Raw genomic sequence first — 23,372 nt, forward strand, 5'->3', positions numbered from 1 at the left:
CCGTCTTGCTGTCCGCGAGGCATAGCTGTTCACTGGCGTGACCGTATCGTGACCTTGCAAGGCACGGCGTTCCATTTTTCGCCCGAATGGGTGAATAAACCTCCGTCGAAACTCCATTGGTCTTATGGCGGCGACGCTGGGTTTGCCCTAGGTAAGGCCCGCTCGTTCGGCGTCTCGTTGAACGGTTCGGTTCGCGTTGGAGCGTTCCTCCAGCTCGGCTCTCACGCTCGCGCTTGCCATTCTGCCGCAGGCATGTCATGACAACGTTGTCATAGGGTGGAAGACATTGGTGACCAAGAAGAACGACGGCGAGACTGGCCGCGAAGTCCTTGTGCTGCTGGGCGGCGCGGGCGATCTGGCCCTGCGAATGCTGCTGCCTTCGCTGTACTTCCTCGAAGTCGATCGGCTGCTGCCGCACGATATGCGGATCATCGGCGTTGCGCGTCACGACCATGACGCCGAAAGCTATAAGGCCCTGGTGCGCGAGCAGCTGGGCAAGCGCGCGACCGTGGAGGAGGCGGCCTGGAACCGCCTGGCGGCCCGCCTCGACTACGTGCCCGCCGACATCACCAGCGAGGACGACACCAGGAAATTGGCCGAGCGCATCGGCGCGCACGGCGACCTCGTCATCTTCTTCTCGCTCTCGCCCAGCATTTACGGCCCGGCCTGTCAGGCGCTGCAGGCGGCGGGGCTGACGGGCCCGAGGACCCGCCTGATTCTGGAAAAGCCGCTGGGTCACGACCTGGAGAGCTCCAAGCGCACCAACGCCGCCGTCGCGTCCGTGGTGGACGAAAGCCAGGTCTTCCGGATCGATCACTATCTGGGCAAGGAGACCGTTCAGAACCTGACCGCCCTGCGCTTCGCCAACGTGCTGTTCGAGCCCCTGTGGGACCGTAACGCCATCGATCACGTGCAGATCACGATCGCCGAGACCGAGAAGGTCGGCGACCGGTGGCCGTACTACGATGAGTACGGCGCCCTGCGGGACATGGTGCAGAACCATATGCTGCAGCTCTTGTGTCTGGTCGCCATGGAGGCGCCTTCGGGCTTCGATCCGGACGCCGTGCGCGACGAGAAGGTCAAGGTGCTGCGGTGCCTGCGCCCCTTCACCAAGGAGACCGTGGCGCACGACACGGTGCGCGGCCAGTATGTCGCCGGTGTTGTCGAAGGCGGCGCGCGCCCCGGCTACGTCGAGGAAGTCGGCAAGCCGACCAAGACCGAGACCTTCGTCGCCATGAAGGTCGCGATCGAGAATTGGCGCTGGGACGGCGTGCCGTTCTTCCTGCGCACCGGCAAGAACCTTCCCGACCGCCGCACCCAGATCGTCGTCCAGTTCAAGGCGGTGCCGCACAACATCTTCGGTCCCGCCACCGACGGCGAACTGTGCGCCAACCGCCTGGTCATCGACCTGCAGCCGGATGAGGACATCTCGCTGACGATCATGAACAAGCGGCCCGGACTGTCGGAAGAGGGCATGCGTCTGCAGTCGCTGCCGCTGTCGCTGTCGTTCAGCCAGACGGGCGGTCGCCGTCGCATCGCCTACGAGAAGCTGTTCCTGGACGTCTTCCGCGGCGATCGCACGCTGTTCGTCCGCCGCGATGAGGTCGAGCAAGCCTGGCGCTTCATCGACGGCGTCGCCGCCGCCTGGGCCGAGGCCGGTATCGAGCCCGCGCCCTATGCGGCCGGCACGTGGGGGCCGCAGTCGGCCAGCGCGCTGATCTCGCCCGGCGGGCGGTCCTGGAAGGCTTGAGGGATGCCGAAACTGGAAGCCTTCGGCTCGCGCGAAGCCCTCTATGACGCCACCGCCTCGATTCTGGTTGACGCCCTGACCAATGCGGTCGCCGCCTCGGGACGGACCGGTTTCGCCGCGACCGGCGGCACGACGCCGGCGCCGGTCTATGATCGCCTGGCGACGCTGACCGCGCCCTGGGACAAGATCACGGTCACCCTGACCGACGAGCGCTTCGTCCCGCCGAGCGACCCCAGCAGCAACGAAGGCCTGGTGCGCCGTCACCTGCTGAAGGGCGAGGCCGCCAAGGCCAGCTTCGCGCCGCTCTATTTCGAGGGCGTGAGCCACGCCGACAGCGCCCGCGCCGCCGAGGCTGGCGTCGAGGCCGGCTCGCCGTTCGGCGCGGTGCTGCTGGGCGTTGGTCCCGACGGCCACTTCGCCTCGCTGTTCCCAGGTAATCCGGTCCTGGCCCAAGGTCTGGATCCGCGCTCTGATCGCTTGGTCCTGGACGTCCCGCCCAGCGATCCCGCGCCCGACATTCCTCGTCTGAGCCTGACTCTGGCCGCCCTGTCGCGCACCGATTTGATCGTGCTGCTGGTGACCGGAGCGGCCAAGAAGGCGTTGTTGGAAGGCGACGTCGATCCGGCCCTGCCGGTCGCCGCCATCCTGAAGCAGGACCGCGCCAAGGTCCGCATCCTTTGGGCGGAGTAACGCCATGAACCTCAACCCCGTCATCGCGGACGTCACCGCCCGCATCGTGGCGCGCAGCCGCGACAGCCGTTCGGCGTACCTCGCCAACATGCAGCGGACGATCGACAGCCAGCCCGGCCGCGCCAAGCTGTCCTGCGCCAACTGGGCCCACGCCTTCGCCGCCTCGCCGGGCGTCGACAAGGTCCGCGCCCTGGACCCGAACGCGCCGAACCTGGGCATCGTCTCGGCCTATAATGACATGCTGTCGGCCCACCAGCCGCTGGAAGCCTATCCCGCGCTGATCAAGGACGCCGCGCGCGAGGTCGGGGCCACGGCCCAGTTCGCCGGCGGCGTGCCGGCCATGTGCGATGGCGTGACCCAGGGCCGCCCGGGCATGGAGCTGTCGCTGTTCTCGCGCGAGGTGATCGCCATGGCCACGGCCGTGGCCCTGACCCACGACGCCTTCGACGCCGCGCTCTATCTGGGCGTCTGCGACAAGATCGTGCCGGGCCTGGTCATCGGCGCCCTGACCTTCAGCCACCTGCCGGCGCTGTTCGTGCCCGCCGGCCCGATGACCTCTGGCCTGCCCAACAGCGAGAAGGCCCGCATCCGCGCCCTCTATGCCGAGGGCAAGGTCGGTCGCGCCGAGCTTCTGGAAGCCGAGCAGGCCAGCTATCACGGCCCCGGCACCTGCACCTTCTACGGCACCGCCAACACCAACCAGATGCTGATGGAGCTGATGGGCTTCCATCTGCCGGGCTCGGCCTTCGTGCATCCGAACACGCCGCTGCGCGAGGCCCTGGTCAAGGAGGCCGCGCGCCGCGCCGCCGCCGTCACCGCCAAGGGGAACGAGTACGTCCCGGTCGGCCGGATGATCGACGAGAAGTCGATCGTCAACGGCGTGGTCGGGCTGATGGCCACCGGCGGCTCGACCAACCTCGCCTTGCACCTGATCGCCATGGCCCACGCGGCCGGGATCGTGCTGACGCTGGAGGACCTGGACGACATCTCGCGCGCCACGCCGCTGCTGGCCCGCGTCTATCCGAACGGCTCGGCCGACGTGAACCACTTCCAGGCGGCGGGCGGCATGGCCTTCGTGATCCGCGAGCTGCTGAAGGCGGGCCTCGTTCACGAGGACGTGCTGACCATCGCCGGCCCCGGCCTGTCGCGCTACGCCCAGGAGCCCTTCCTGGAGGGCGGTGAACTGAAGTGGCGAGACGGCGCGGCCGAGACCCTGGACCCGGCCATCGTCCGCCCGGTCTCGGACCCGTTCAGCAAGGAGGGCGGCCTGCGCCTGATGGCCGGCAACCTGGGGCGTGGCGTGATGAAGATCTCGGCCGTGAAGCCCGAGCACCACGTGATCGTCGCCCCCGCGGCCGTGTTCCAAGAGCAGGAAGACTTCATCGCCGCCTTCAAGCGCGGCGAGCTGGACCGCGACGTCGTGGTGGTGGTCCGCTTCCAGGGGCCGTCGGCCAACGGCATGCCGGAGCTGCACAACCTGTCGCCGTCGATCTCGGTGCTGCTGGATCGCGGTTACAAGGTCGCCCTGGTGACCGACGGCCGCATGTCGGGCGCCTCGGGCAAGACGCCGGCCGCCATCCACGTGACGCCGGAAGCCGCCAAGGGCGGGCCGCTGGCCTATGTCCAGGATGGCGACGTGATCAGCGTCAACGCCGAGACCGGCGAACTCAAGATCCTGGTGGACGAGGCGACGCTGTTCGCCCGCGCGCCAGCGGACGTCCCGGCGTCCAAGCCGGGCTTTGGCAGGGAACTGTTTGGATGGATGCGAGCAGGGGTCGGCGCCGCCGACGCCGGCGCCTCCGTCTTCGGGTAAGGAAACACCAGGACATGGACGGCAATCACAGCGGGGGTCTCGGCCTCGTCGGCGACATCGGCGGCACCAACGCCCGCTTCGCTCTGGTCGAGTTTGACGGTCCGGACCCGCGCCTGATCGAGCCCACCGCCTTCAAGGGCGAGGAATACGGCACGGCTGAGGCCGCCATCGAGACCTATCTGCACAAGGTGGGCGCCAAGCACGTTGACCAGGCGGTGGTGGCGGTCGCGGGGCCGATCGATCATGGCCAGGTCCACATGACCAACCTGGACTGGACGATCTCGGAGGACGGCCTGCGCCGCGCGGGCGGCTTCCGGAACGCCAAGCTGATCAACGACTTCACCGCCCAGGCCTTGGCCGCGCCGCGCCTGGCCCCCAAGGACCTGCGTCAGGTCGGCGATCTGCCGACCCAGGGGGAGGGCGATCTGGCGATTCTCGGCCCGGGCACGGGCTTTGGCGTCGCGGGCCTTGTCCGCCGCCACGGCCATGAGATTCCGCTGGCCACCGAAGGCGGTCACGTGGCCTTCGCGCCGGTCGACGCCGTCGAGATCGAGGTTCTGCGCCTGCTGACCCAGCAACTGGACGGCGGCCGCGTCTCGGTCGAGCGCATCCTGTCGGGACCCGGCATGGAGGACCTGCACATGGCCCTGGGCCAGGCCGAGGGCCGCAAGGTCGAAACCCTGACCGCCAAGCAGATCACCGAACGCGCGGTCGAAGGCTGCGCCGACAGCCTGGCCACTGTGAACCGTTTTTGCGCCGTGCTGGGCTCGACGGCCGGCGACATCGCCCTGACCCTGGGCGCGCGCGGCGGCGTCTTCATCGCCGGCGGCATCGCGCCGCGCATCATCGACATCCTTGAGAAGAGCCCGTTCCGCGAGCGCTTCGAGGCCAAGGGCCGACTGTCGGGCTTCACCCAGGCGATCCCGACCCACGTGATCCTGCATCCGCACACGGCGCTGATCGGCGCGGCCGTGGCGCTGACGCCGGAGGGGCGGGCGGCGGTCTCTTAGGGGTTCTTGGGGCTCGCCATGACAGCCTTGTCATGGCTAAGTACGCGCCAAACCGAACGAATCGGGGAGGCGGGGACGGAATTGAGCGCCAAGATCACGATCCACGACGTGGCCCGCGAGAGCGGCGTCTCCATCAAGACCGTCTCCCGCGTCCTCAATCGCGAGCCCAACGTCAAGGCCGACACGCGCGATCGGGTGCAGGCGGCGGTGGCGGCCTTGAACTATCGCCCCAACATCTCGGCGCGCAGTCTGGCGGGCGCGAAGGCCTATCTGATCGGCGTCTTCTTCGACAACCCCAGCCCCGGCTACGTCACCGACGTGCAGCTGGGCGCGATCGCGCAGTGCCGCAAGGAAGGCTACCACCTGATCGTCGAGCCGATCGACTCCACGGACGATGTCGAAGAGCAGGTCGCGCCGATGCTGGCGACCTTGCGGATGGACGGCGTGATCCTGACGCCGCCGCTCAGCGACCATCCCGTGGTCCTGGCCGCGCTCGAGCGCGAAGGCGTCGCCTATGTCCGCATCGCGCCGGGCGACGATATCGAACGCGCGCCCTGGGTCAGCATGGACGACCGCAAGGCGGCGTACGACATGACCAACCACCTGATCGGTCTTGGCCATCGCGACATCGGCTTCATCATAGGCCACCCCGATCACGGCGCCTCGGCGAGGCGACATCAGGGCTTCGTCGACGCCATGCGCGACGCGGACCTGCCGGTGCGCCAGGATCGGGTGGAGCAGGGCTGGTTCTCGTTCCGCTCGGGCTTCGAGGCGGCCGAGCGGCTGCTGGGCGGCCAAGATCGCCCGACCGCGATCTTCGCCTCGAACGACGACATGGCCCTGGGCGTGATGGCGGTGGCCAACCGCATGCGGCTGGACGTGCCCGCCCAGCTGTCGATCGCGGGGTTCGACGACACGCCCGGCGCGCGGATCACCTGGCCGCAGCTGACGACCGTCCGCCAGCCGATCGCCGCGATGGCGGGCGCGGCCGCCGACATGCTGATGAGCGGCGTTCAGCACGAAGAGGGCGAGCCGCCGCCCTCGCGCCTGCTGGATTTCGAGCTCGTCGTCCGGGAATCCACGGGCAGGGCGCCCAACTAGGCTCATCGTCCAGCATTCAGGCAGATTGACCTTGACAGCGCTGTCCATTCGACATGAGATCATCGGCGATCAAGACGGTCGCCCACGGAAAGGCGGCGTCAGGAGGAAACGTCATGACCCCGCCTGGCCAATCCAGCGCCCGTCGCGCCGTCCTGCGCGCACGATCACTCCCCTCCAAGCGGCGCCTCTAGCCGCTTTCTTTCGCTCGGCGCGGTCCTCCGCAAGCGCCGCGCCGAGCGCTTTTCTTTCCAGCCTGTCGCCTTGTTAGAGGCCCTTCGAGGACCGCCTATGTTTTTGCGTCGCTCCCTCCATGTTTCCGTCCTGGCCTTGGCGATCGCCGGTGGACTTTCGGGAGCCGTTCTCGCCCAGGCGTCCTCGGGTCCCGCGACCACCCATCCGGCGCTGTGGCCCAAGGCCGCCAGCCCCGCGACCATCACCGACGCCAAGACCGAGGCCTTCATCACCAAGCTGATGAGCCAGATGACGGTCGAGGAGAAGGTCGCCCAGACCATCCAGGCCGACGGCGCCTCGATCACGCCTGAAGAGCTGAAGAAGTACCGCCTGGGTTCGGTGTTGGTGGGCGGCAACAGCGCGCCGGACGGCAACGACCGGGCCTCGGCCCAGCGCTGGATCGAGTGGATCAACGCCTTCCGCGCCGCGGCGCTGGACAATCGCGGCGGCCACCAGGAAATCCCGATCATCTTCGGCGTCGACGCCGTCCACGGCCACAACAACGTCGTCGGCGCGACGATCTTCCCGCACAACATCGGCCTGGGCGCGGCGCGCGATCCCGACCTGATCCGCCGCATCGGCGAGGCCACGGCTCAAGAGATGGCCGCCACGGGCGCCGACTGGACCTTTGGCCCTACCGTGGCCGTGCCGCGCGACGTGCGCTGGGGCCGCACCTACGAGGGCTATGCCGAGGATCCAGAGGTGGTGAAGACCTATGCCGGTCCGATGACGCTGGGTCTTCAGGGCGCGCTGGTCGCCGGCAAGCCGCTGGCGACGGGCCACATCGCCGGCTCGGCCAAGCACTTCCTGGGCGACGGCGGCACCGACGGCGGCAAGGACCAGGGCGACGCCAAGCTGCCCGAGACCGAGCTGATCCGCCTGCACAACGCCGGCTATCCGCCCGCGATCGACGCCGGCATCCTGTCGGTGATGGTCTCGTTCTCCAGCTGGAATGGCGTCAAGCACACCGGCAACAAGAGCCTGCTGACCGACGTGCTGAAAGGGCGGATGGGCTTCGAGGGCTTCGTGGTCGGCGACTGGAACGCCCACGGCCAGGTCGAAGGCTGCACCAATACGAGCTGCGCCCAGGCCTACAACGCCGGCATGGACATGATCATGGCCCCCGACAGCTGGAAGGGCCTCTATGACAACACCCTGGCCCAGGTGAAGGCCGGCCAGATCCCGATGGCGCGGATCGACGACGCGGTGCGCCGCATCCTGCGCGTCAAGGTCAAGGCGGGCCTGTTCGAGAACAAGCGCCCGCTGGAGGGCAAGCTGGAGCTTCTGGGCGCGCCCGAGCACCGGGCGATCGCGCGAGAAGCGGTCCGCAAATCGCTGGTCCTGCTGAAGAACGAAGGCGTGCTGCCGCTGAAGAGCTCGGCGCGGGTGCTGGTGGCCGGCGACGGCGCCGACGACATCGGCAAGGCCGCCGGGGGCTGGACCCTGACCTGGCAGGGCACGGGCAACAAAAATAGCGATTTCCCGCACGGCCAGTCGATCTTTGGCGGCATCGCCGAGGCGGTGAAAGCCGGCGGCGGCAGCGCCGAGCTGTCGATGACGGGCGACTACAAGCAAAAGCCCGACGTCGCGATCGTCGTGTTCGGCGAGAACCCCTATGCCGAATTCCAAGGCGACATCGCCACGGCCGAATACCAGCCCGGCGACAAGACCGACCTGGCGCTGCTGAAGAAGCTGAAGGCCCAGGGCATTCCGGTGGTGTCGGTGTTCCTGAGCGGCCGACCGCTGTGGACCAATCCCGAGATCAACGCCTCGGACGCCTTCGTGGCGGCCTGGCTGCCGGGCTCGGAAGGCGGCGGCGTGGCCGACGTGCTGATCGGCGACAAGGCCGGCAAGCCCCGCTTCGACTTCACGGGCAAGCTGTCCTACTCGTGGCCCAAGCGCGCCGACCAGGAGCCGCTGAATGTCGGCGACAAGGGCTACGATCCGCTGTTCGCCTATGGCTACGGCCTCAGCTACGCCAAGCCCGGCAAGGTGGCCGCGCTGTCGGAGGAGTCCGGCGTCTCGTCGGCGGCCGCTGTGAACGTGGACCGCTACTTCATCGCCGGTCGCTCGCCGTCGCCCTGGACGCTGACCGCCTCCGGCGCGGTGGCGACCAAGACCATCGACGCCGGCGCCCAGGAAAACGCCCGTCAGGCGGTGTGGACCGGGGAAGGGCAGGGGCTGCTGGCGATCTCCGGACGCCCCGTCGACCTGTCGCGCCAGACCACCGGCGACATGGCCGTCATGCTGCGCTACCGCGTGGATGCGTCCCCAGAGAAACCGGTTTCCATGGCCATCGGCTGTGGCGAATCCTGTGGGGCGACGGTAGACGTTACGTCAACGTTCTCAGGTGCGAAACTCGGCGAATGGCGTACGGCCAAGATCAAGCTTTCCTGTTTCAAGGCCAAGGGTGTGGACATGACGCGGGTGACCGCGCCGTTCGCGCTGATGACCTCCGGCCGCATGTCCATCACCTTCACCGAGATCCGGTTGGCCTCCAACGAGGGCGACGCGGTCTGTCCCACGAACTGACCTTCGACCAAGGAGCGACGGCATGATCCGCGCCCGTCGCTCCCGCATCGTCGCCACCATCGGCCCGGCCTCAAGCTCGCCGGAGATGATCGTCACCCTGGCCAAGGCCGGGGCGGACGTCTTCCGCCTGAACTTCAGCCACGGCGCGCACGAGACCCACGCGGCGGTCTATAAGGCCATCCGCGAGGCCGAGACGGTCGTGGGGCGTCCGTTGGGCATCCTGGCCGACCTGCAGGGACCCAAGCTGCGCGTCGGCAAGTTCGCCGACGGTCCGGTCATGCTGAAGCCGGGCCAGGCCTTCCGCTTCGACAGCGATCCGACGCCAGGCGACGAGACCCGGGTTCACCTGCCGCATCCCGAGATCCTGACCGCCATGCGGCCGGGCGCGACCCTGTTGCTGGACGATGGCAAGCTGCGGATGACCGTGACCGAGGCCGGCCCGGGCTACGCCAACACCAAGGTCGTCAACGGCGGCAAGCTGTCCGAGCGCAAGGGCGTGGCGGTGCCGGACGTCGTGATCCCGATGTCGCCGCTGACCGCCAAGGACCGCGAGGACCTGGCCTTCGCCCTGCGTCTTGGCGTCGATTGGATCGCCCTGTCGTTCGTGCAGGCGCCCGAGGACATGGCCGAGCTGCGCCGCATCGTCGAAGGCCGCGCCGCCGTGCTGGCCAAGATCGAAAAGCCCCAGGCGCTGAAGGTGCTGGGCCCGATCCTCGACCTCTGTGACGGGGTCATGGTCGCCCGGGGGGACCTGGGCGTCGAGATGGCGCCCGAAGAGGTGCCGGTGGCGCAGAAGGAAATTCTCCGCGCCGCCCGCGAGCGCGGCATTCCGGTGATCGTCGCCACCCAGATGCTGGAGTCGATGACCAGCTCGCCGACCCCGACCCGCGCCGAGGCCTCCGACGTCGCCAACGCGGTCTATGAAGGCGCGGACGCGGTGATGCTGTCGGCCGAGTCCGCGGCCGGCGACTATCCGGAAGAAGCCGTCTCGATGATGAACCGCATCATCGAGCGGGTTGAGCGCGACCCAAAGTGGCCAGAGCTCATGTACGCCGAGCAGAGCCACGATGACGTGGACGCCGACGTGCTGGTCGTCGCCGCCGCCGGCGCGGCCAAGGCGGGTTCGACCAAGTGCCTGGTCGCCTTCACGACCACCGGCGCCACCGCGCGCCGCCTGGCGCGTGAACGCCCGTTGCAGCCGGTGTTGGCCCTGTCGCCCCAACTTAGCGCCGTGCGCCGCATGACTCTGGTTTGGGGCGTCGAGCCGCGTGTCAGCGCCCAGCCCGACAGCCTCGAGGTCGTCACGACCGACGCGTCGAGCAAAGCGCTTGAGTTGGGCCTAGTCGCGCCGGGCGAGCGCCTCTTGGTGGTGGCCGGGACGCCGTTCGGCGCGCCGGGCGCGGCCAACCTGCTGCGCCTGGCCCATGCGCCGGCGCCCGCGCGTCGCCGATAAAGATCAGCCGCGAAGCCGCAGGCTCGGGGCGTCTTCTTCGCCGAACGGATCGGGCAGGAGCCGCTCGTAGCTCCTGCGCACCGCGCCGTAGCACTCGCAGGTCATCGCCTCGAGACCGGCCCGGTCCAGAATATCGACGACGCCCCGGCGGTAGCGGATCAGCCCCTTGGTCTGCAGCGAGCCGGCGACGGCCGTGACGGTGGTGCGCTGGACGCCCAGCATGTCGGCCAGGAACTCCTGGGTCAGGCTCACCGTGTTGGAGTCGATGCGGTCATGGCACGACAGCAGCCATCGGCAGAACCTCGCCTCGACGGCGTGCAAGGCGTTGCAGGCCACCGACTGGATCGCGTGCCCGAACAGCGCCTCGTTGTGGCGGTCCACCAGGTGTCGAAGCGCGGCGCTTCGAGTCCAGGCTTCGTGCAGCGGAGCGGCGGCTATGCGCAACGCCGAGCCCGGCGCTTGAACAATGGCGCGCGACAGCGATTGACGGGGCGCTACGGCCACCATCAGGCCCAAGGCGCCTTCGCGTCCGATCGTGGCCGACTCGATGGCCGCGCCGCTTTCCATCAGCGTCATCAGCGAGATGACGCCGTCATTGGGGAAATAGACCTGATCGATGTCGTCGCCCGGGTCGTAGAGCAGTCGCCCTTTCTCCAGGTCCGTCGGCGTGAGGTACGGGGCCAGAAGAGCCTTGTCCTCTGACGGCAGCGCGGAAAGGAGGCGGTTCTTCAAGGGATGTAGCGGCCCTAGCATGCGGAATCGAACGCCGTCTCACGGCAAGGGTTGCAAGCTATAGGCAGGTCAACTGAGGTGCGCCGTCGCTTAGTCGACACAATCCAGTCAGGAGCGGCGCAAAAATAGAAGGCGCCGAACAACTGACGCCGTCGGATCATCATTTGACGAAGAACGCATGCGTCGGGTTCTCGACATTATTACTCAGTCGAGGCGCCAGGCGACTGCTGCTAACCAAATGATAGGCAAGAAAAAAGCCGCCGTGGAGGCGGCTTTAGGGCCATGGCGTGGCTTGCGATGGGGATCAGAAGCCCATCAACCGGGCGTAGCGGTCTCTATGAAAGCTGGCGCCGCCGAACAACGCTTCGGTGACCCGCGCGCGCTTCATGTATAGGCCGGCGTCGTGAGCGTCGGTCATGCCGATGCCGCCGTGCATCTGGACCATCTCGTTGCTGGCCAGATGGACCAACTCGCATGCCTTGGCCTTGGCCAAGGAGGCGAGGGCGCGGGTGTCCGCGCCGGCGTCCACCGCCTCCAGCGCGGCCTCGACGCAGGAGCGTGTGGTCTCGAGGTCGGTGAACCACTTGGCGGCCCGGTGCTGCAGGGCCTGGAACGAGCCGATCACCTGGCCGAACTGGGTGCGGGTCTTCAGATAGTCCAGCGTGATGTCGAAGGCCGCGCTGGCGCTGCCCAGCATCTCGGCCGCGAGGCCGGCATAGGCGCGATCCAGCGTCGGCTCCAGCACCGCCCAGCCCTTGTCGACCTCGCCGAGAACCGCGTCCGCCGCGACCCCGACGCCGTCGAAGGCGATCCGGGCCGCGCCGCGCGAATCCAGCAGCGCCAGGTGCGTGCGGGTCACCCCCGGCGCGTCGCCGGGAACCAGGAACAGGGTCAGACCGTCGGTCTGGCCCGGCGCGCCGCCGGTGCGAGCGGCCACGATCAGCAGGTCGGCGGCCTCGCCGTCCAGCACGAAGGTCTTGGTTCCATTCAGGACGTAGCCCGAACCGCTCTTGGTCGCGGTCAGGGCCGTGCGGGCGGGCGCGTGGTGCGAGCCCTCGTCGACCGCCAGGGTCGCGACGATCTCGCCGCTGGCGATGCGCGGCAGCCAGGCCTGTTTCTGAGCGTCGGAGCCGGCCAGTTGCAGGGCCGAGGCGGCGATCATGGCCGTGGAGAGCAGGGGAGAGGCCGCCAGGGTGCGCCCGGTTTCCTCCAGGATCAGTCCCAGGCCCAGATAGCCGAAGGCCGAGCCGTCATAGGCCTCGGGCACGATCACCCCGGCCCAGCCCATCTCGCCCATTTCCTTCCAGGCGGCGGGGTCGAAGCTCTGGCCGCTCTTGCCGTCGCGCAGCTTGCGCAGGGCGCCGACGGGGGCGCTTTCGCTGGCCCAGCCCTTGGCGGCGTCGCGCAGCATCGTCTGTTCTTCGGTCAGGACGGCCATCAGGCGTGCTCCCTGGATTGATGACGGGCGGCCCAGTCGAGGGCCTGTTCCAGACGGTCGTTGCCCCAGAAGAGCTCGCCGTCGGCGGTGAGAAAGCTGGGCGCGCCGAACAGGCCGCGCTCTTTCGCCTGGCGGACGTGGTCCCTCAGGCGGGTCTTGATTGCGTCGGACTGGGCGGCGGCCAGGACATGGTCCGGGCCCGCGCCGACCGAGGCTATGAGAGGCGCCAGGACCTCGGGGCTGCCGATGTCCTGGTCGTCGACGAAATTGGCTTGATAGACCGCGCGGCTGAAGGCCGGGGTCCAGCCGTCCTCCAGGCCGACGATCGCCACGCGGGCGGCCAGCAGGCTGTTGCGCGGGAACTGGCTGGGGTGGCGCAGCGGAAGACCCTCGGCGTCGCAGACGCGCGCGAGGTCCCGCCACATGTACTCGCCTTTCACCGGGAAGGCGTTGAAAGGACTGTCGTTCAGCCCCTGCTGATCATGGAACAACGGTCCCAGGATGAAGGGCCGCCAAGCCACGGCCACGCCCTTGTCGGCGGCCAGCTTTTCGATCCGCATGGCCGCCGGATAGGAGTAGGTCGAGGCCATGTCATAGAAAAAGCTCAGCAAGCGGCCTGCTCCTGTGCGCGGTCGCCTTGCTTTCCGCTGTGTTGCGGAGGGTTGAAAGACATGCGCCTATACTTCCTTGGGTAGTAGGTGGCGGCGATGGTCTTGATACACACGGGCTTCTTTCTTGCAGCAGTTGGTTATATGGCCAGTGTAATTGCGATCTGGTTCAGGGTCGGGAGCTTGCGGAATGAAGGTGTTTCGTCCGGTCTACCTTCGCAGGCTCATTTTCTGACTGGAACAATATTCTTCTGGCTGTGGTCCAACAATTATAGAGCGGCGGGCGATACGCGGTTGAGACGTGACGTGTCTCTAGCGAGGGGCCTTTTCATTCTAATGCTTTTGCTCTTTGGCACCTCAATCGCGGTCCACTGATCGGGCCTGACGGCTCCCTATTTTCCCGCCTTGCTGCTGCAACCTTCCAATTGACCGAAGCAAACTCGTACCAAAACTCGATCATCGGACTACTGGTGGTCCAGCAGGCCCAGGACGCGCTTGGCGACGACGTTCAGGTTCACCTCGCTGGTGCCGCCCTCGATCGAGTTGCCCTTGGCGCGCAGCATGGCGCGCGGCGCGGCCAGCTCCTCGGCGCTGAAGCCTTCGCCCGCCCAGCCCAGGCCCTGCAGGCCCAGGGCCTCGACCAGAAGCTCGGTGCGCTCCTGGTTCATCTTGGCGGCGGCGTATTTGATGATCGAGACGGCGGCGCTGGGGCCGGAGCCCTGCTTGGACTCCGCCTCGGCGCGGCGCACGGTTAGCATGAAGGCGTGGGCGTCCATCGAATGAGCCGCCAGGCGGGCGCGGAAGTCGCCGTCGGCGATCCGGCCTTCGCTGTCGACGCCGATCTCCTTCTTGGCGGCCTCGACGGGAGAGAGCCCACCGCCGCCGCCGAAGCCCGAGGCGCTGATGTTCTGGCGCTCATACTGGAGCAGGCGCTTGGCGATGTCCCAGCCGCCGTTCAGCTTGCCGACCAGCTGGTCCTTCGGAACCTTCACATTGTCGAAGAAGGTTTCGCAGAAGGGTGACGAGCCGCTGATCAGCTTGATCGGACGGGCTTCCACGCCGGGCGAGGTCATGTCGAACAGCACGAACGAGATGCCCTCGTGCTTCTTCGTCGTGTCGGTGCGCACCAGGCAGAAGATCCAGTCGGCCTGGTCGGCGTAGCTGGTCCAGACCTTCTGGCCGTTGATCAGATAGTGGTCACCCCTGTCCTCGCACTTCGTCTGAAGCGAGGCGAGGTCCGAGCCCGCGCCCGGCTCGCTATAGCCTTGGCACCAGCGAATCTCGCCGCGCACGATCGGCGGCAGGAAGCGCTGCTTCTGCTCTTCGGTGGCGTATTCGAGCAGCACCGGACCCAGCATCCAGATCCCGAAGCTCATCAGGGCCGGGCGGGCCTTCAGGCGGCGCAGCTCCTGCTCCAGCACCTTGTTCTGAGCCTTGGACAGGCCGCCGCCGCCATATTCCTTGGGCCACATCGGCGCGGTCCAGCCGCGCTCGGCCATGCGGTCCAGCCACAGCTTGGCGTCCGGGTTCTTCCAGACCATCTTGCGGCCGCCCCACGGCGCCTCGTCCTCGGCCATCGGCGCGCTCAGGGACTTCGGATAGTTGGCTTCCAGCCAGGCGCGGGTCTCGGCGCGGAAGGTGTCGAGTTCGGTTCCCCCGAAATCGGCCATCGTCTCATCTCCCTAGGCGGACATTCGTTGTTGCGCCCACACTACGCCACACGCGGGCTTGGGCAAGTCGATTCAAACGGTCGTTCGCCTCAACAGCCGCGACCCGTTCACACTTTGCAGGCTATATGAGGCTGCTGCTGGATCCCGTCAGGGATTCGTCGTTCCGGGATCTGGATGTCGTCGACAGTTTTCAGGCCCGCGGCCCTCGCGATCGCCCCCACCTTGGCGGCGATCCTGACCGCGTCGGCCGGGGTCATGCTTCTGGCTTCGGGGGCCACGCCGTCCGAGCCTACCCGCTTCCTGCTCCTTCTGGCCTTCGCGCCCGATCTGCTGATCGAGATCAGCCACTTCTTTTCGTCGATCCTGGGTTTGGTGCTGCTGCTGCTGGCCTTCGGTCTGCGCTCGCGCCTGGGCGCGGCCTGGTGGGCGGCTTTGATCGTGCTGGCGTTCGCGGCCGTGCTGGCGATCTTCAAGGGCCTGAACTGGGAGGAGACCGCCATGCTGCTGGTCTGCTTCCTGGCCATCCTGCCGTTCCGGGACGCTTTCCCGCGCAAGGCCGCCCTGTCGAAGATGGAGATCACGCCGGGCTGGCTGCTGTCGGCCGCAGCCGCGATCGGCGGGGCGGGGCTTCTGGGCTGGTGGTCGTTCCACCACACCGAGTTCGCCGACAAGTCCTGGATCCGCATCCTGCAAGATCACGACGAGGCCGCTCGAGCCATTCGTTCTTCCGTCGCCGCCGCGATCGTGCTGCTGGCGGTAGGTGTTTGGCGCCTGATCTCGACGGCCGCCACGCCGCCGGTGGTTGATGACACCGATCCGGAGTTCGACCGGGTCCGCGCCATCCTGGCCAAGGCCGAGGACGCCGAGCCTAGCGCCAACCTGGCCTTGCTGGGCGACAAGCGCTTCCTATTCTCGGCCTCGGGCGAGACCTTCCTGATGTTCGGCGTGCGGGGGCGGTCGTGGATCGCCCTGGGCGCGCCGGTCGGTCGTCGTGACGAGCGCATGGAGCTGTTCTGGCGCTTCCGCGAACTGGCCGACGCCCACGCCGCGCGCGCGGGGTTCTATGGCCTGGGACCGGAAGACCTGCCGGACTCCGTCGATCTGGGCCTGGCCATCCAGAAGACCGGCGAGAGCGCGGCCGTGCCTCTGGAGGCGTTCAGCCTGGTCGGTCGCCGTCGCGAGGTCCTGCGCCGCAACTGGCGCAAGGCCGGGGAGGGCGGCGCCGCCTTCGAGGTCCTGCCCGTGGGCGCGGCCAACGCGATCATGGACGAGCTGAAGGCGATCTCAGACGCCTGGCTCAGCCATCACGCCGGCGGCGAGAAGAGCTTCTCGATGGGCGGCTTCGATCCGCGTTATGTCGCCGAGTTCCCGGTGGCGGTGGTGCGCGGCGAGGAGGGCAAGATCGTCGCCTTCGCCACCCTTTGGCTGACGGCGTCGAAGACCGCGTTCTCGATGGACCTGATGCGCTACTCCGACGAAGCGCCCAAGAACGTCATGGACTATCTGTTCGTCGAGCTCCTGCAGTGGGGCAAGGACGAGGGCTACCAGGCGTTCGAGTTCGGCGTCGCGCCGCTAGCCGGGCTGGAGGACCGCCGCCTTGCGCCGATCATGTCCCGTGTCGGTCGGCTGCTCTACGAGCGCGGCGAAGAGATCTACAATTTCCAGGGCGTTCGGCGGTACAAGGACAAATACGACCCCGTCTGGCAGCCGCGCTACATTGCCGCGCCCCAGAAATGGGCGATCCCTTTCCTGCTCGCCGACATCGGTCTGCTGTCGTCCGGAGGGGTCTCGGGCCTCGCCAAGCGTCCGAAGAAGGCCGCGACCTAGTAGCGCGGTTGGTTGCCGGTCTGGAAACCCAGAAGGTTAGCCAGATGCACCATCATCAGCATCAGGGCGACGACGCAGATCATCATCAGCGGGCGCCATGGGACCATGCGCGGACCCTTTAAAACATTGATCGGGCGCGCGCCGAACCAGCCGCAGACGATCGCCAGGACAAGGAAGAGAGCGCAGGCCGCGAGGGTCAGGGGCAGGTCCATGGCGGCTTCTAGGCCTGCGACAATGCGCCTGGCAAATGGTTAAGTCGCGTTAACCCTCTTGCTTTTGAACCGCGCTACAGAACTGCGGACCTGTGTCCTGATTCCTCCACAGTGAAATCCCGGCACGCTATTAGTAGCGTTTAGGTCGCGTTTACACTCTAGGAATCGCTGACTAGCGTTTTCCCCAGATGCGGGGAGATAGATTCGCATGACGGCGGCTTCGCCATGGAGCGTTAAGGGGATCGACCCCAAGGCACGTGAGGTCGCCAAAGACCTCGCGCGTCGCTCCGGCATGACCTTGGGCGAGTGGCTGAACCGGATGATCATCGAGGGCGATGGTCAGGCCGACTATCGTCCCGCGAGCGAAGAGGCCCCGAGCCGCGCTCATCTGGAAGTCGTTCGGGACCAGCCGACGCGCGCCGAGATCGCCGAGCAGACCGACCAGGTCGGCCGCGTCGCCGTGGCGCTGGACCGCCTGACCCGTCGCATCGAAGTGGCCGAGGGCCGCAACGCGGCCGCCATCTCCGGCATCGACCATTCCGTCCGCGACGCCGTCGCTCGGCTGGGCCGCGCCGAGCGCGAACAGATCGCCGTCGCCGCCCGCTTCGAAGGCGCGGTGGACGAGCTGAAGACCGAACAGACCCGCACCGCCGAACGCCTCCGCCGGATCGAGGCCGAGGCCGCCGGGCCGCGGTCGGTGGAAGCTCTCCGCGCCCTGGAAGGGGCCTTGGGCAAGGTCGCCGGCCATCTCTATGACGGCGAAGCGCGCACCCGCGAGGCCATCGCCGCCCTGGAAGCCCGCCTGGACGCGCAAGCCGCGCCGCCCTCGCAAGATCCGAACGAGCTGGTCGAGGCCGTCGTCGCCCGTCTGGGCGAGCGCCTTGAGGCCGCCGAGACCCGGACCAGCGAAGCGCTGCGCGAGCTCAGCGCCTCGTTCTCGGCGCTCGACGAGCGCCTGGGCGTCGTCGAGAACGCCAACCCCGCCGCCGGCGTGCAGGAGCGCCTCGACAGCCTGGCCGCCACGCTCAGCGAGAAGATGGAAGCCGCGCGTCTGGAGATGGCCGAGCGTCTGCGCGAGACCGCCGACGGCCGCTTCGACCGCATGGAACGCAAGCTGGGCGAGATGGCCGCCCACGTCGAGGCCGCCGAGCAACGCTCCGCCCAGGCTATCGAGCGCATGGGGCGCGAGGTCGTCAATGTCGCCGACGCCTTCACCCGTCGCGTCCAGACCGCCGAGAACCGCAGCGCCGCCGCGATCGAACAGGTCGGGGGCGAGGTCGCGCGCATCGCCGCCAGCGTCGAGACTCGCCTGAACCGCAACGACAGCGTCCAAGGCCAGGCTCTGGAAAAGCTGGGCGCGGAGATCGCGCGCATCACCGAACGGCTGACCGAGCGCATCGGCAGCGCCGAGCGTCGCAACGCCCTGGCGATCGACGATGTCGGCGAGCAGGTCGCGCGGGTCACCGAGCGCCTGAACCAACGCCACGAACGCTCCAGCCAGGAGCTGCTGGACCGCATCCGCCAGAGCGAGGAGCGCACGCTCCGCATGCTGGAGGAAGCGCGCGACAAGATCGATACGCGTCTGCACGAGGCCCAGCGCAAGCCGGAGCCCGTCGCGCCGCCGCCCGCGCTTGAACCGGTCACCGAATTCACGCCGCCGCCCGCCGCGCCTTTCGAGGACGATGTGGCGCTCGGCGAGGCCTCGCCCTTCGCCGACGACGATGTGTTCGACGCGCCGCCGTCGGCCGACCGCGATCTCGACGCGTTCCCGCTGGACGAGATCGAGGACGACGAGCTCGGCGCCGACGACTTCGCCTTCGTCGACGCGCTGGACGAGGAAGAGGAACTGGACGACGCCCCACAAGCGGCCGCGCCTCAAGCCGCGCCCGCCCAGCCGGAACGTCCGCTGTCGACCCGCGAGATCATCGAGCAGGCCCGCGCGGCCGCTCGCGCCGCCGCCGCCGCGGACGCCAAGGGCGTCGGCGCGGGCCATAAGGCCAAGGCCGAGAAGACGGGTGGCGGCTCGCTGTTCGGCGGCTTCGGCGCCTTCTCGGCCAAGAAGCCCAAGCGCCGCATGGGGACGACCGTGGCCAGCGTGGCCATCGCGGTCGGGAGCGCCGCCGTGATTGGCGCGTGTGTCGGCGGCCTGCTGCTGCTGGGCGATCAGAACGCCGGCGCGAACACGTCGCGCGCCGCTCAGGCCTTGGCGGAGCAGAAGCCGGCCCAGGTCGGCGCCGCCCCGACTGGCTCGCGCGCGGCTGTCGCTCTGGTTACGGCGTCGGCCGCGCCCGTTCAGGCCGAAGTCGGCCCGACGGCTTCGGCGCTGTCCGACGAAGCCAAGGCCCTGTTCGTCGAGTCCATCCGCAAAATCGAAACCGGCGACCGCTCGGGCTTGGACGGCCTCAAGCGCGTCGCGAGCGGCGGCTATCCGGCCGCTCAGTTCTATCTGTCGAAGCTGCTCGAGAGCGGCAAGGGCGGCGTCAAGCGCGACATGGCCGAGGCGCGTCGCTGGAGCGAGCGGGCCGCCAACGGCGGCGACCCGCGCGCCATGCACAACCTGGCGCTCTACTATTTCAAGGGCGAAGGCGGTCCGCGCAACTCGACGACCGCCGCCGTGTGGTTTCGCAAGGCCGCCGACACCGGCCTCGTCGACAGCCAGTTCAACCTGGCCCAGCTCTACGAAAGCGGTTTGGGCGTCAGCCGGAACGCCGCCGAAGCCTACAAGTGGTACGTGATCGCCGGCCGAGGGGGCGATGCGACGGCCCGCAGCCGCGCCAACGCCCTGCGTCCGCAGCTGACGGCCGAGGCGCTGCAGACGGCGGACCGTTCGGCCCTGGCCTTCCGCGCCCAGGCCCCGATTCAGACGGCGGCTGCCACCGCGGCCGCCACCCCCGCGCGCGGTGATCTGAGCATGGCGCAACAGGCCTTGTCGCGGCTGGGCTACTATCAAGGGCCCCGCGACGGCGTCGCCTCGCCGGCGCTGCGAATGGCGATCGCGGCCTATCAGCGCGAACAGGGCCTGCCGGCCTCGGGCGAGGTCGATGGCGAGACGCTGGGTCGTCTGACGGCCTCGGCCCACTAAGGGGCCCCGACGCCCGAAGCGCCGAAATGGCAAGTCCAGCGATCGATCCTTGATCGCTAGAAAGGCGAGCGTCGCGCGAACGCGCTATCGTTTCACGAAAGATCGTCCGTGGACCTCTGGCTTCGCGTCGGTAATAGTCCCTTTCGGGGCAGGGGAGGCGGCTTCGGCGGCCTTCCGAAGGAGTTGATCATGAACGAGTCCGTGGGCGCGCGGACGCCGGTTCCAACGGCGGTATGGGTCTTTGGGCTTTCGACGCTCATTCCATTCTTCGTCTCGTCGGCCTTGTTCTGCTACGGCCCCCCCAAGATCCAGAGCCCCGCGCTGGTGGCTTTGCTGGCCTATTCGACCGCGATGGTGTCCTACTTCGGCGGCGTGCGCACGGGCCTGGAGATCGAGAACGCCAGCCCACGCTGGTCGGTCCTCGGCCTGTCGCTGCTGTTTCCGCTGGCCGGCTTCGGCCTTCTCCTGGGCGAGTTGAGATTCGATCCCGCCTGGCAGCTGTCCGGTTTCCTGCTGCTGCTGCTGCTGCAATGGGTGTGGGACGTGACCAATCACCAAGGCCCGACCTGGCGTCCCCGCATGCGGACCCTGCTGACCGCCGGCGCGGCGATCTCCCTGGCCTTCTCGCTGGAGCAGGCGCTGCACATGTAGCGCGACGCGGCTAATCCGGCCGCAGAGACTTCATCCCCACCGCGTGGACCCGCTTGGGGCCCAAGGCGCCGGCCAGCATCGCGCCGCCGAACAGGTTCGAGAAGGCCTCGTCCAGGATATTCAGTCCGCCGGTGAAGGCGCCGAACGCGGGCAGGACCAGTCGCTGGCCATCGGTCACGAAGCACCGCCGCCGCACCGTCGCCCGGCCGCTGGAGACCTTGGCCGCCGGGTGCAGGTGGCCGGCCACTTCGCCGAGTTGAACGCCGGGCTGGGGCTCGTGGCGAAGCGTCAGCCCCATCAGCATCGCTTCATCGATCACGTCGCCCGGCAGAGCCTTGGGCCCGTCGGCGTCGTGATTGCCCACCGCCCAGATCAGCTCGCGGCCCAGCGCCAGAGCCTCCAGTCGCCGGTAGTCGTCCGCCGCCAGGCGCGCCTCGCCAGCGCCATCGTGGAAGCTGTCGCCCAGGAAGATCAGCCGCTGGGGCGAGAGCAGGGCGATCTCGCGGTCCAGGCGGTCGAGGGTTTCGCGCGTGTCGTAGGGCGGCAGCATCTGGCCAAAGCGCGCGGCGTAGCTGCTGCCCTTCTCGAAGTGCAGGTCGGCGACCACCAGGGTGCGCTCGTCCTCCAGCCACATCGCGCCCGACCAACGCAGCATGACCTCGATATCGCACAGGGCGATCCGCAGGCCGCCGCAGGGAGAAGGGGAAAAGCGGGTCAATGCATGGCCTCGGCGATCAGGTCCTCTTCAGCCTCGGCCAGGATCATCTCGCCGGCGGCGTCGCCCGGCGCGCGCTCGCGACCGATCTCCAGCATGATCGGCACGGCGAACGGCGAGACGCGATCCAGCGTCACGTGGCGGATCTTGCCCTTCACCCGCGAGAGCATGTCGCCCAGGCGCGCGATGTCCAGCATGCCGGTGGCCGCGTCATGGCGGGCGCAGCGCAGCATCAGGTGGTCGGGTTGGTGTTTGCGCAGCACGTCGTAGATCAAGTCCGTCGAGAAGGTCACCTGCCGCCCGGACTTCTCGGCGCCGGGATGGCGGCGCTCGATCAGACCCGCGATCAGGGCGCAGTGCTTGAAGGCCCGCTTCATCATGAAGCTCTCGTCCAGCCAGGCCTCCAGGTCGTCGCCCAGCATGTCCTGGGCGAACAGTTCGTCGAGGTCCAGGCCGTCCATGGGTCGCAGCGACCAGATGTTGAGCGCGTAGTCGTTGCAGACAAAGCCCAGCGGCCCGACGCCCAGCCGGTCCAGCCGCCGGGTCAGCAGCATGGCGAGCGTTGTGTGGGCCAGGCGGCCGTCGAACGGATAGCAGACCATGTGGCGCCGCTTCCCGCGCGGGAAGGTCTCCAGCAGCATCTCGCCTTCGTTGGGGATGGCCGAGCGGATCTTCTGCCAGGCCAGCCACTCCTGGACGTCGCCGGGCAGGGCGGTCCACTCGGCCTCGTCGTGCATCATCTGGCGCACGCGGCTGGCCAGATAGGTCGACAGCGGAAACTTCGAGCCGCCCCAACTGGGCATCTTCGGGTCGTCGTTCGGGGCGGGCGTGACGAAGGCGTCGGCCCCCACGAGGCTGTTGTAGCGCCAGACCTGGCCGGCGAAGACGAAGGTGTCGCCGGGCGTCAGCTGCTCGAAATAGCCTTCCTCGGCCTCGCCAATCTTGCGCCCGCCCATGGGGCGACGCCCGCTGCCGATGCGGATGTTGATCATGCCCGGTGAGACGATGGCCCCGACGTTCATCCGGTGCTGCTGCCGGGCCTGGGCGTTGCGGGCGGTCCACAGGCCGTCGGCGCTCTTCACGATCCGCCGGAACTTGTCATAGGTGCGCAGGGCGTAGCCGCCGGTCGAGACGAAGTCGACGACGGTCTCGAAGTCCTCCCAGGTGAGGTCCGCGTAGGGACCGGCCGAGCGGACCTCCTCGTACAGGGCGAGCATGTCGAACGGCTCGGAGCAGGCGCAGCCCATGATGTGCTGGGCCAGGGTGTCCAGCGTGCCGACGCGCGGCGGATCGCCGTCCAGGTGGTTCTCCAGGATGGCGTCGGCGGCGGCGCGGCACTCCAGCATCTCGAAGCGGCTGGCCGGCACGAACAGGGCCCGGCTGGGCTCGTCCAGGCGGTGGTTGGCGCGGCCGATCCGCTGCACCATTCGTGACGCCCCCTTGGGCGCGGCCAGTTGGATGACGAGATCCACGTCGCCCCAGTCGATGCCCATGTCGAGCGTCGAGGTGCAGACCACGGCCCGCAGCGCCCCGCGCGCCATGGCGGCTTCCACCTTGCGGCGTTGCTCGGCCGACAGGCTGCCGTGGTGCAGGGCGATCGGCAGTTCGTCCTCGTTCAGCTCCCACAGGCGCTGGAACGCGAACTCGGCCTGGAAGCGGGTGTTGACGAAGATCAGCGCCGTCTTCGACGACTTGATGATCTCATAGACCTCGGCCATCGCGTGCTCGGCCGTATGGCCCGCCCACGGCACGCGACCGCCCGAGACCAGCACCTCGACGACCGGCCGCGCGCCGCCCGAGCCGAGGACGAGGTCGATATTCGAGCCCCTTCCCCCTTGCGGGGAAGGGGTTGGGGAT

The 23,372-nt window shown here is 68.2% G+C and carries 17 protein-coding genes; 10 read left to right on the top strand and 7 right to left on the bottom strand.

All coding sequences use genetic code 11. The features are described from left to right. Positions 1-289 precede the first annotated feature (289 nt). From zwf to pyk, 7 genes are all read left to right on the top strand, one after another. Complete coding sequence (gene zwf / locus AX690_RS08435) at positions 290-1,750, top strand: glucose-6-phosphate dehydrogenase (protein WP_066683919.1); 1,461 nt, start codon at positions 290-292, stop codon at positions 1,748-1,750. A gap of 3 nt (positions 1,751-1,753) precedes the next feature. Then, a complete protein-coding gene (gene pgl / locus AX690_RS08440; RefSeq protein ID WP_066683854.1) occupies positions 1,754-2,440 on the top strand; it encodes a 6-phosphogluconolactonase in 687 nt (228 codons plus the stop codon). A 4-nt stretch (positions 2,441-2,444) separates the two neighbouring features. After that, positions 2,445-4,253, top strand: a complete 1,809-nt coding sequence (gene edd, locus AX690_RS08445) for a phosphogluconate dehydratase (RefSeq protein WP_066683853.1) — start codon at positions 2,445-2,447, stop codon at positions 4,251-4,253. A 14-nt stretch (positions 4,254-4,267) separates the two neighbouring features. Then, a complete protein-coding gene (gene glk / locus AX690_RS08450) occupies positions 4,268-5,263 on the top strand; it encodes a glucokinase (RefSeq protein ID WP_066683852.1) in 996 nt (331 codons plus the stop codon). An 81-nt stretch (positions 5,264-5,344) separates the two neighbouring features. Then, complete coding sequence (locus AX690_RS08455) at positions 5,345-6,364, top strand: LacI family DNA-binding transcriptional regulator (protein ID WP_066683851.1); 1,020 nt, start codon at positions 5,345-5,347, stop codon at positions 6,362-6,364. A gap of 288 nt (positions 6,365-6,652) precedes the next feature. After that, a complete protein-coding gene (locus AX690_RS08460; protein ID WP_066683849.1) occupies positions 6,653-9,127 on the top strand; it encodes an exo 1,3/1,4-beta-D-glucan glucohydrolase in 2,475 nt (824 codons plus the stop codon). Positions 9,128-9,149: 22 nt separating this feature from the next. Beyond that, positions 9,150-10,580 (top strand): pyruvate kinase, encoded by a 1,431-nt coding sequence (gene pyk / locus AX690_RS08465; RefSeq protein WP_066683847.1) that lies wholly within the window; start codon positions 9,150-9,152, stop codon positions 10,578-10,580. Between the two features lie 3 nt (positions 10,581-10,583). Here pyk and AX690_RS08470 read toward each other — a convergent pair whose 3' ends face one another. The 4 genes from AX690_RS08470 to AX690_RS08485 all read right to left on the bottom strand — a co-directional run bounded on the left by AX690_RS08470 (position 10,584) and on the right by AX690_RS08485 (position 15,028). Next, a complete protein-coding gene (locus AX690_RS08470; RefSeq protein WP_231732148.1) occupies positions 10,584-11,312 on the bottom strand; it encodes a Crp/Fnr family transcriptional regulator in 729 nt (242 codons plus the stop codon). 304 nt (positions 11,313-11,616) lie between these two features. Continuing rightward, entirely contained in the window at positions 11,617-12,750 is a 1,134-nt protein-coding gene (locus AX690_RS08475) for an acyl-CoA dehydrogenase family protein (protein ID WP_066683843.1), read from the bottom strand. Further along, positions 12,750-13,361, bottom strand: a complete 612-nt coding sequence (locus tag AX690_RS08480; protein ID WP_066683842.1) for a 2-hydroxychromene-2-carboxylate isomerase — start codon at positions 13,359-13,361, stop codon at positions 12,750-12,752. The genes AX690_RS08475 and AX690_RS08480 overlap by 1 nt, the downstream gene beginning before the upstream one ends. Positions 13,362-13,822: 461 nt before the next feature. Further along, complete coding sequence (locus tag AX690_RS08485) at positions 13,823-15,028, bottom strand: acyl-CoA dehydrogenase family protein (protein ID WP_066683840.1); 1,206 nt, start codon at positions 15,026-15,028, stop codon at positions 13,823-13,825. Between the two features lie 174 nt (positions 15,029-15,202). Between AX690_RS08485 and AX690_RS08490 the strand changes: the two genes are divergently transcribed. Continuing rightward, on the top strand, positions 15,203-16,855 hold the full coding sequence (locus AX690_RS08490; RefSeq protein WP_066683838.1) for a bifunctional lysylphosphatidylglycerol flippase/synthetase MprF: 1,653 nt from the start codon (positions 15,203-15,205) through the stop codon (positions 16,853-16,855). Here AX690_RS08490 and AX690_RS08495 read toward each other — a convergent pair. Further along, a complete protein-coding gene (locus AX690_RS08495; protein ID WP_066683836.1) occupies positions 16,852-17,067 on the bottom strand; it encodes a hypothetical protein in 216 nt (71 codons plus the stop codon). The genes AX690_RS08490 and AX690_RS08495 overlap by 4 nt on opposite strands. A 208-nt stretch (positions 17,068-17,275) precedes the next feature. Between AX690_RS08495 and AX690_RS08500 the strand changes: the two genes are divergently transcribed. Next, positions 17,276-20,149: a peptidoglycan-binding protein gene (locus AX690_RS08500; protein WP_066683834.1), complete on the top strand. Its 2,874-nt coding sequence runs from the start codon at positions 17,276-17,278 to the stop codon at positions 20,147-20,149. 189 nt (positions 20,150-20,338) lie between these two features. Then, a complete protein-coding gene (locus AX690_RS08505) occupies positions 20,339-20,800 on the top strand; it encodes a DUF3429 domain-containing protein (RefSeq protein WP_066683832.1) in 462 nt (153 codons plus the stop codon). 10 nt (positions 20,801-20,810) lie between these two features. Here the strand turns inward: AX690_RS08505 and pdeM are convergent, their stop codons facing one another. Both pdeM and AX690_RS08515 read right to left on the bottom strand, forming a co-directional pair. After that, positions 20,811-21,518, bottom strand: a complete 708-nt coding sequence (gene pdeM, locus AX690_RS08510; RefSeq protein WP_066683830.1) for a ligase-associated DNA damage response endonuclease PdeM — start codon at positions 21,516-21,518, stop codon at positions 20,811-20,813. Then, on the bottom strand, positions 21,515-23,372 hold a 1,858-nt coding region (locus AX690_RS08515; RefSeq protein ID WP_066683829.1), incomplete at its 5' end, for a helicase-related protein. The genes AX690_RS08515 and pdeM, both read right to left, overlap by 4 nt.

Origin of the sequence: Caulobacter sp. CCH9-E1 (assembly GCF_001556515.1) — a bacterium.
GTDB lineage: Bacteria > Pseudomonadota > Alphaproteobacteria > Caulobacterales > Caulobacteraceae > Caulobacter.

What these genes read in the sequence shown, in the direction of transcription:
- pgl (WP_066683854.1), top strand. Translation starts at nt 1,754, where the DNA reads ATGCCGAAACTGGAAGCCTTCGGCTCGCGCGAAGCCCTCTATGACGCC.
- edd (WP_066683853.1), top strand. Translation starts at nt 2,445, where the DNA reads ATGAACCTCAACCCCGTCATCGCGGACGTCACCGCCCGCATCGTGGCG.
- glk (WP_066683852.1), top strand. Translation starts at nt 4,268, where the DNA reads ATGGACGGCAATCACAGCGGGGGTCTCGGCCTCGTCGGCGACATCGGC.
- AX690_RS08460 (WP_066683849.1), top strand. Translation starts at nt 6,653, where the DNA reads ATGTTTTTGCGTCGCTCCCTCCATGTTTCCGTCCTGGCCTTGGCGATC.
- pyk (WP_066683847.1), top strand. Translation starts at nt 9,150, where the DNA reads ATGATCCGCGCCCGTCGCTCCCGCATCGTCGCCACCATCGGCCCGGCC.
- AX690_RS08475 (WP_066683843.1), bottom strand. Translation starts at nt 12,750, where the DNA reads ATGGCCGTCCTGACCGAAGAACAGACGATGCTGCGCGACGCCGCCAAG.
- AX690_RS08485 (WP_066683840.1), bottom strand. Translation starts at nt 15,028, where the DNA reads ATGGCCGATTTCGGGGGAACCGAACTCGACACCTTCCGCGCCGAGACC.
- AX690_RS08490 (WP_066683838.1), top strand. Translation starts at nt 15,203, where the DNA reads ATGTCGTCGACAGTTTTCAGGCCCGCGGCCCTCGCGATCGCCCCCACC.
- AX690_RS08495 (WP_066683836.1), bottom strand. Translation starts at nt 17,067, where the DNA reads ATGGACCTGCCCCTGACCCTCGCGGCCTGCGCTCTCTTCCTTGTCCTG.
- AX690_RS08500 (WP_066683834.1), top strand. Translation starts at nt 17,276, where the DNA reads ATGACGGCGGCTTCGCCATGGAGCGTTAAGGGGATCGACCCCAAGGCA.
- AX690_RS08505 (WP_066683832.1), top strand. Translation starts at nt 20,339, where the DNA reads ATGAACGAGTCCGTGGGCGCGCGGACGCCGGTTCCAACGGCGGTATGG.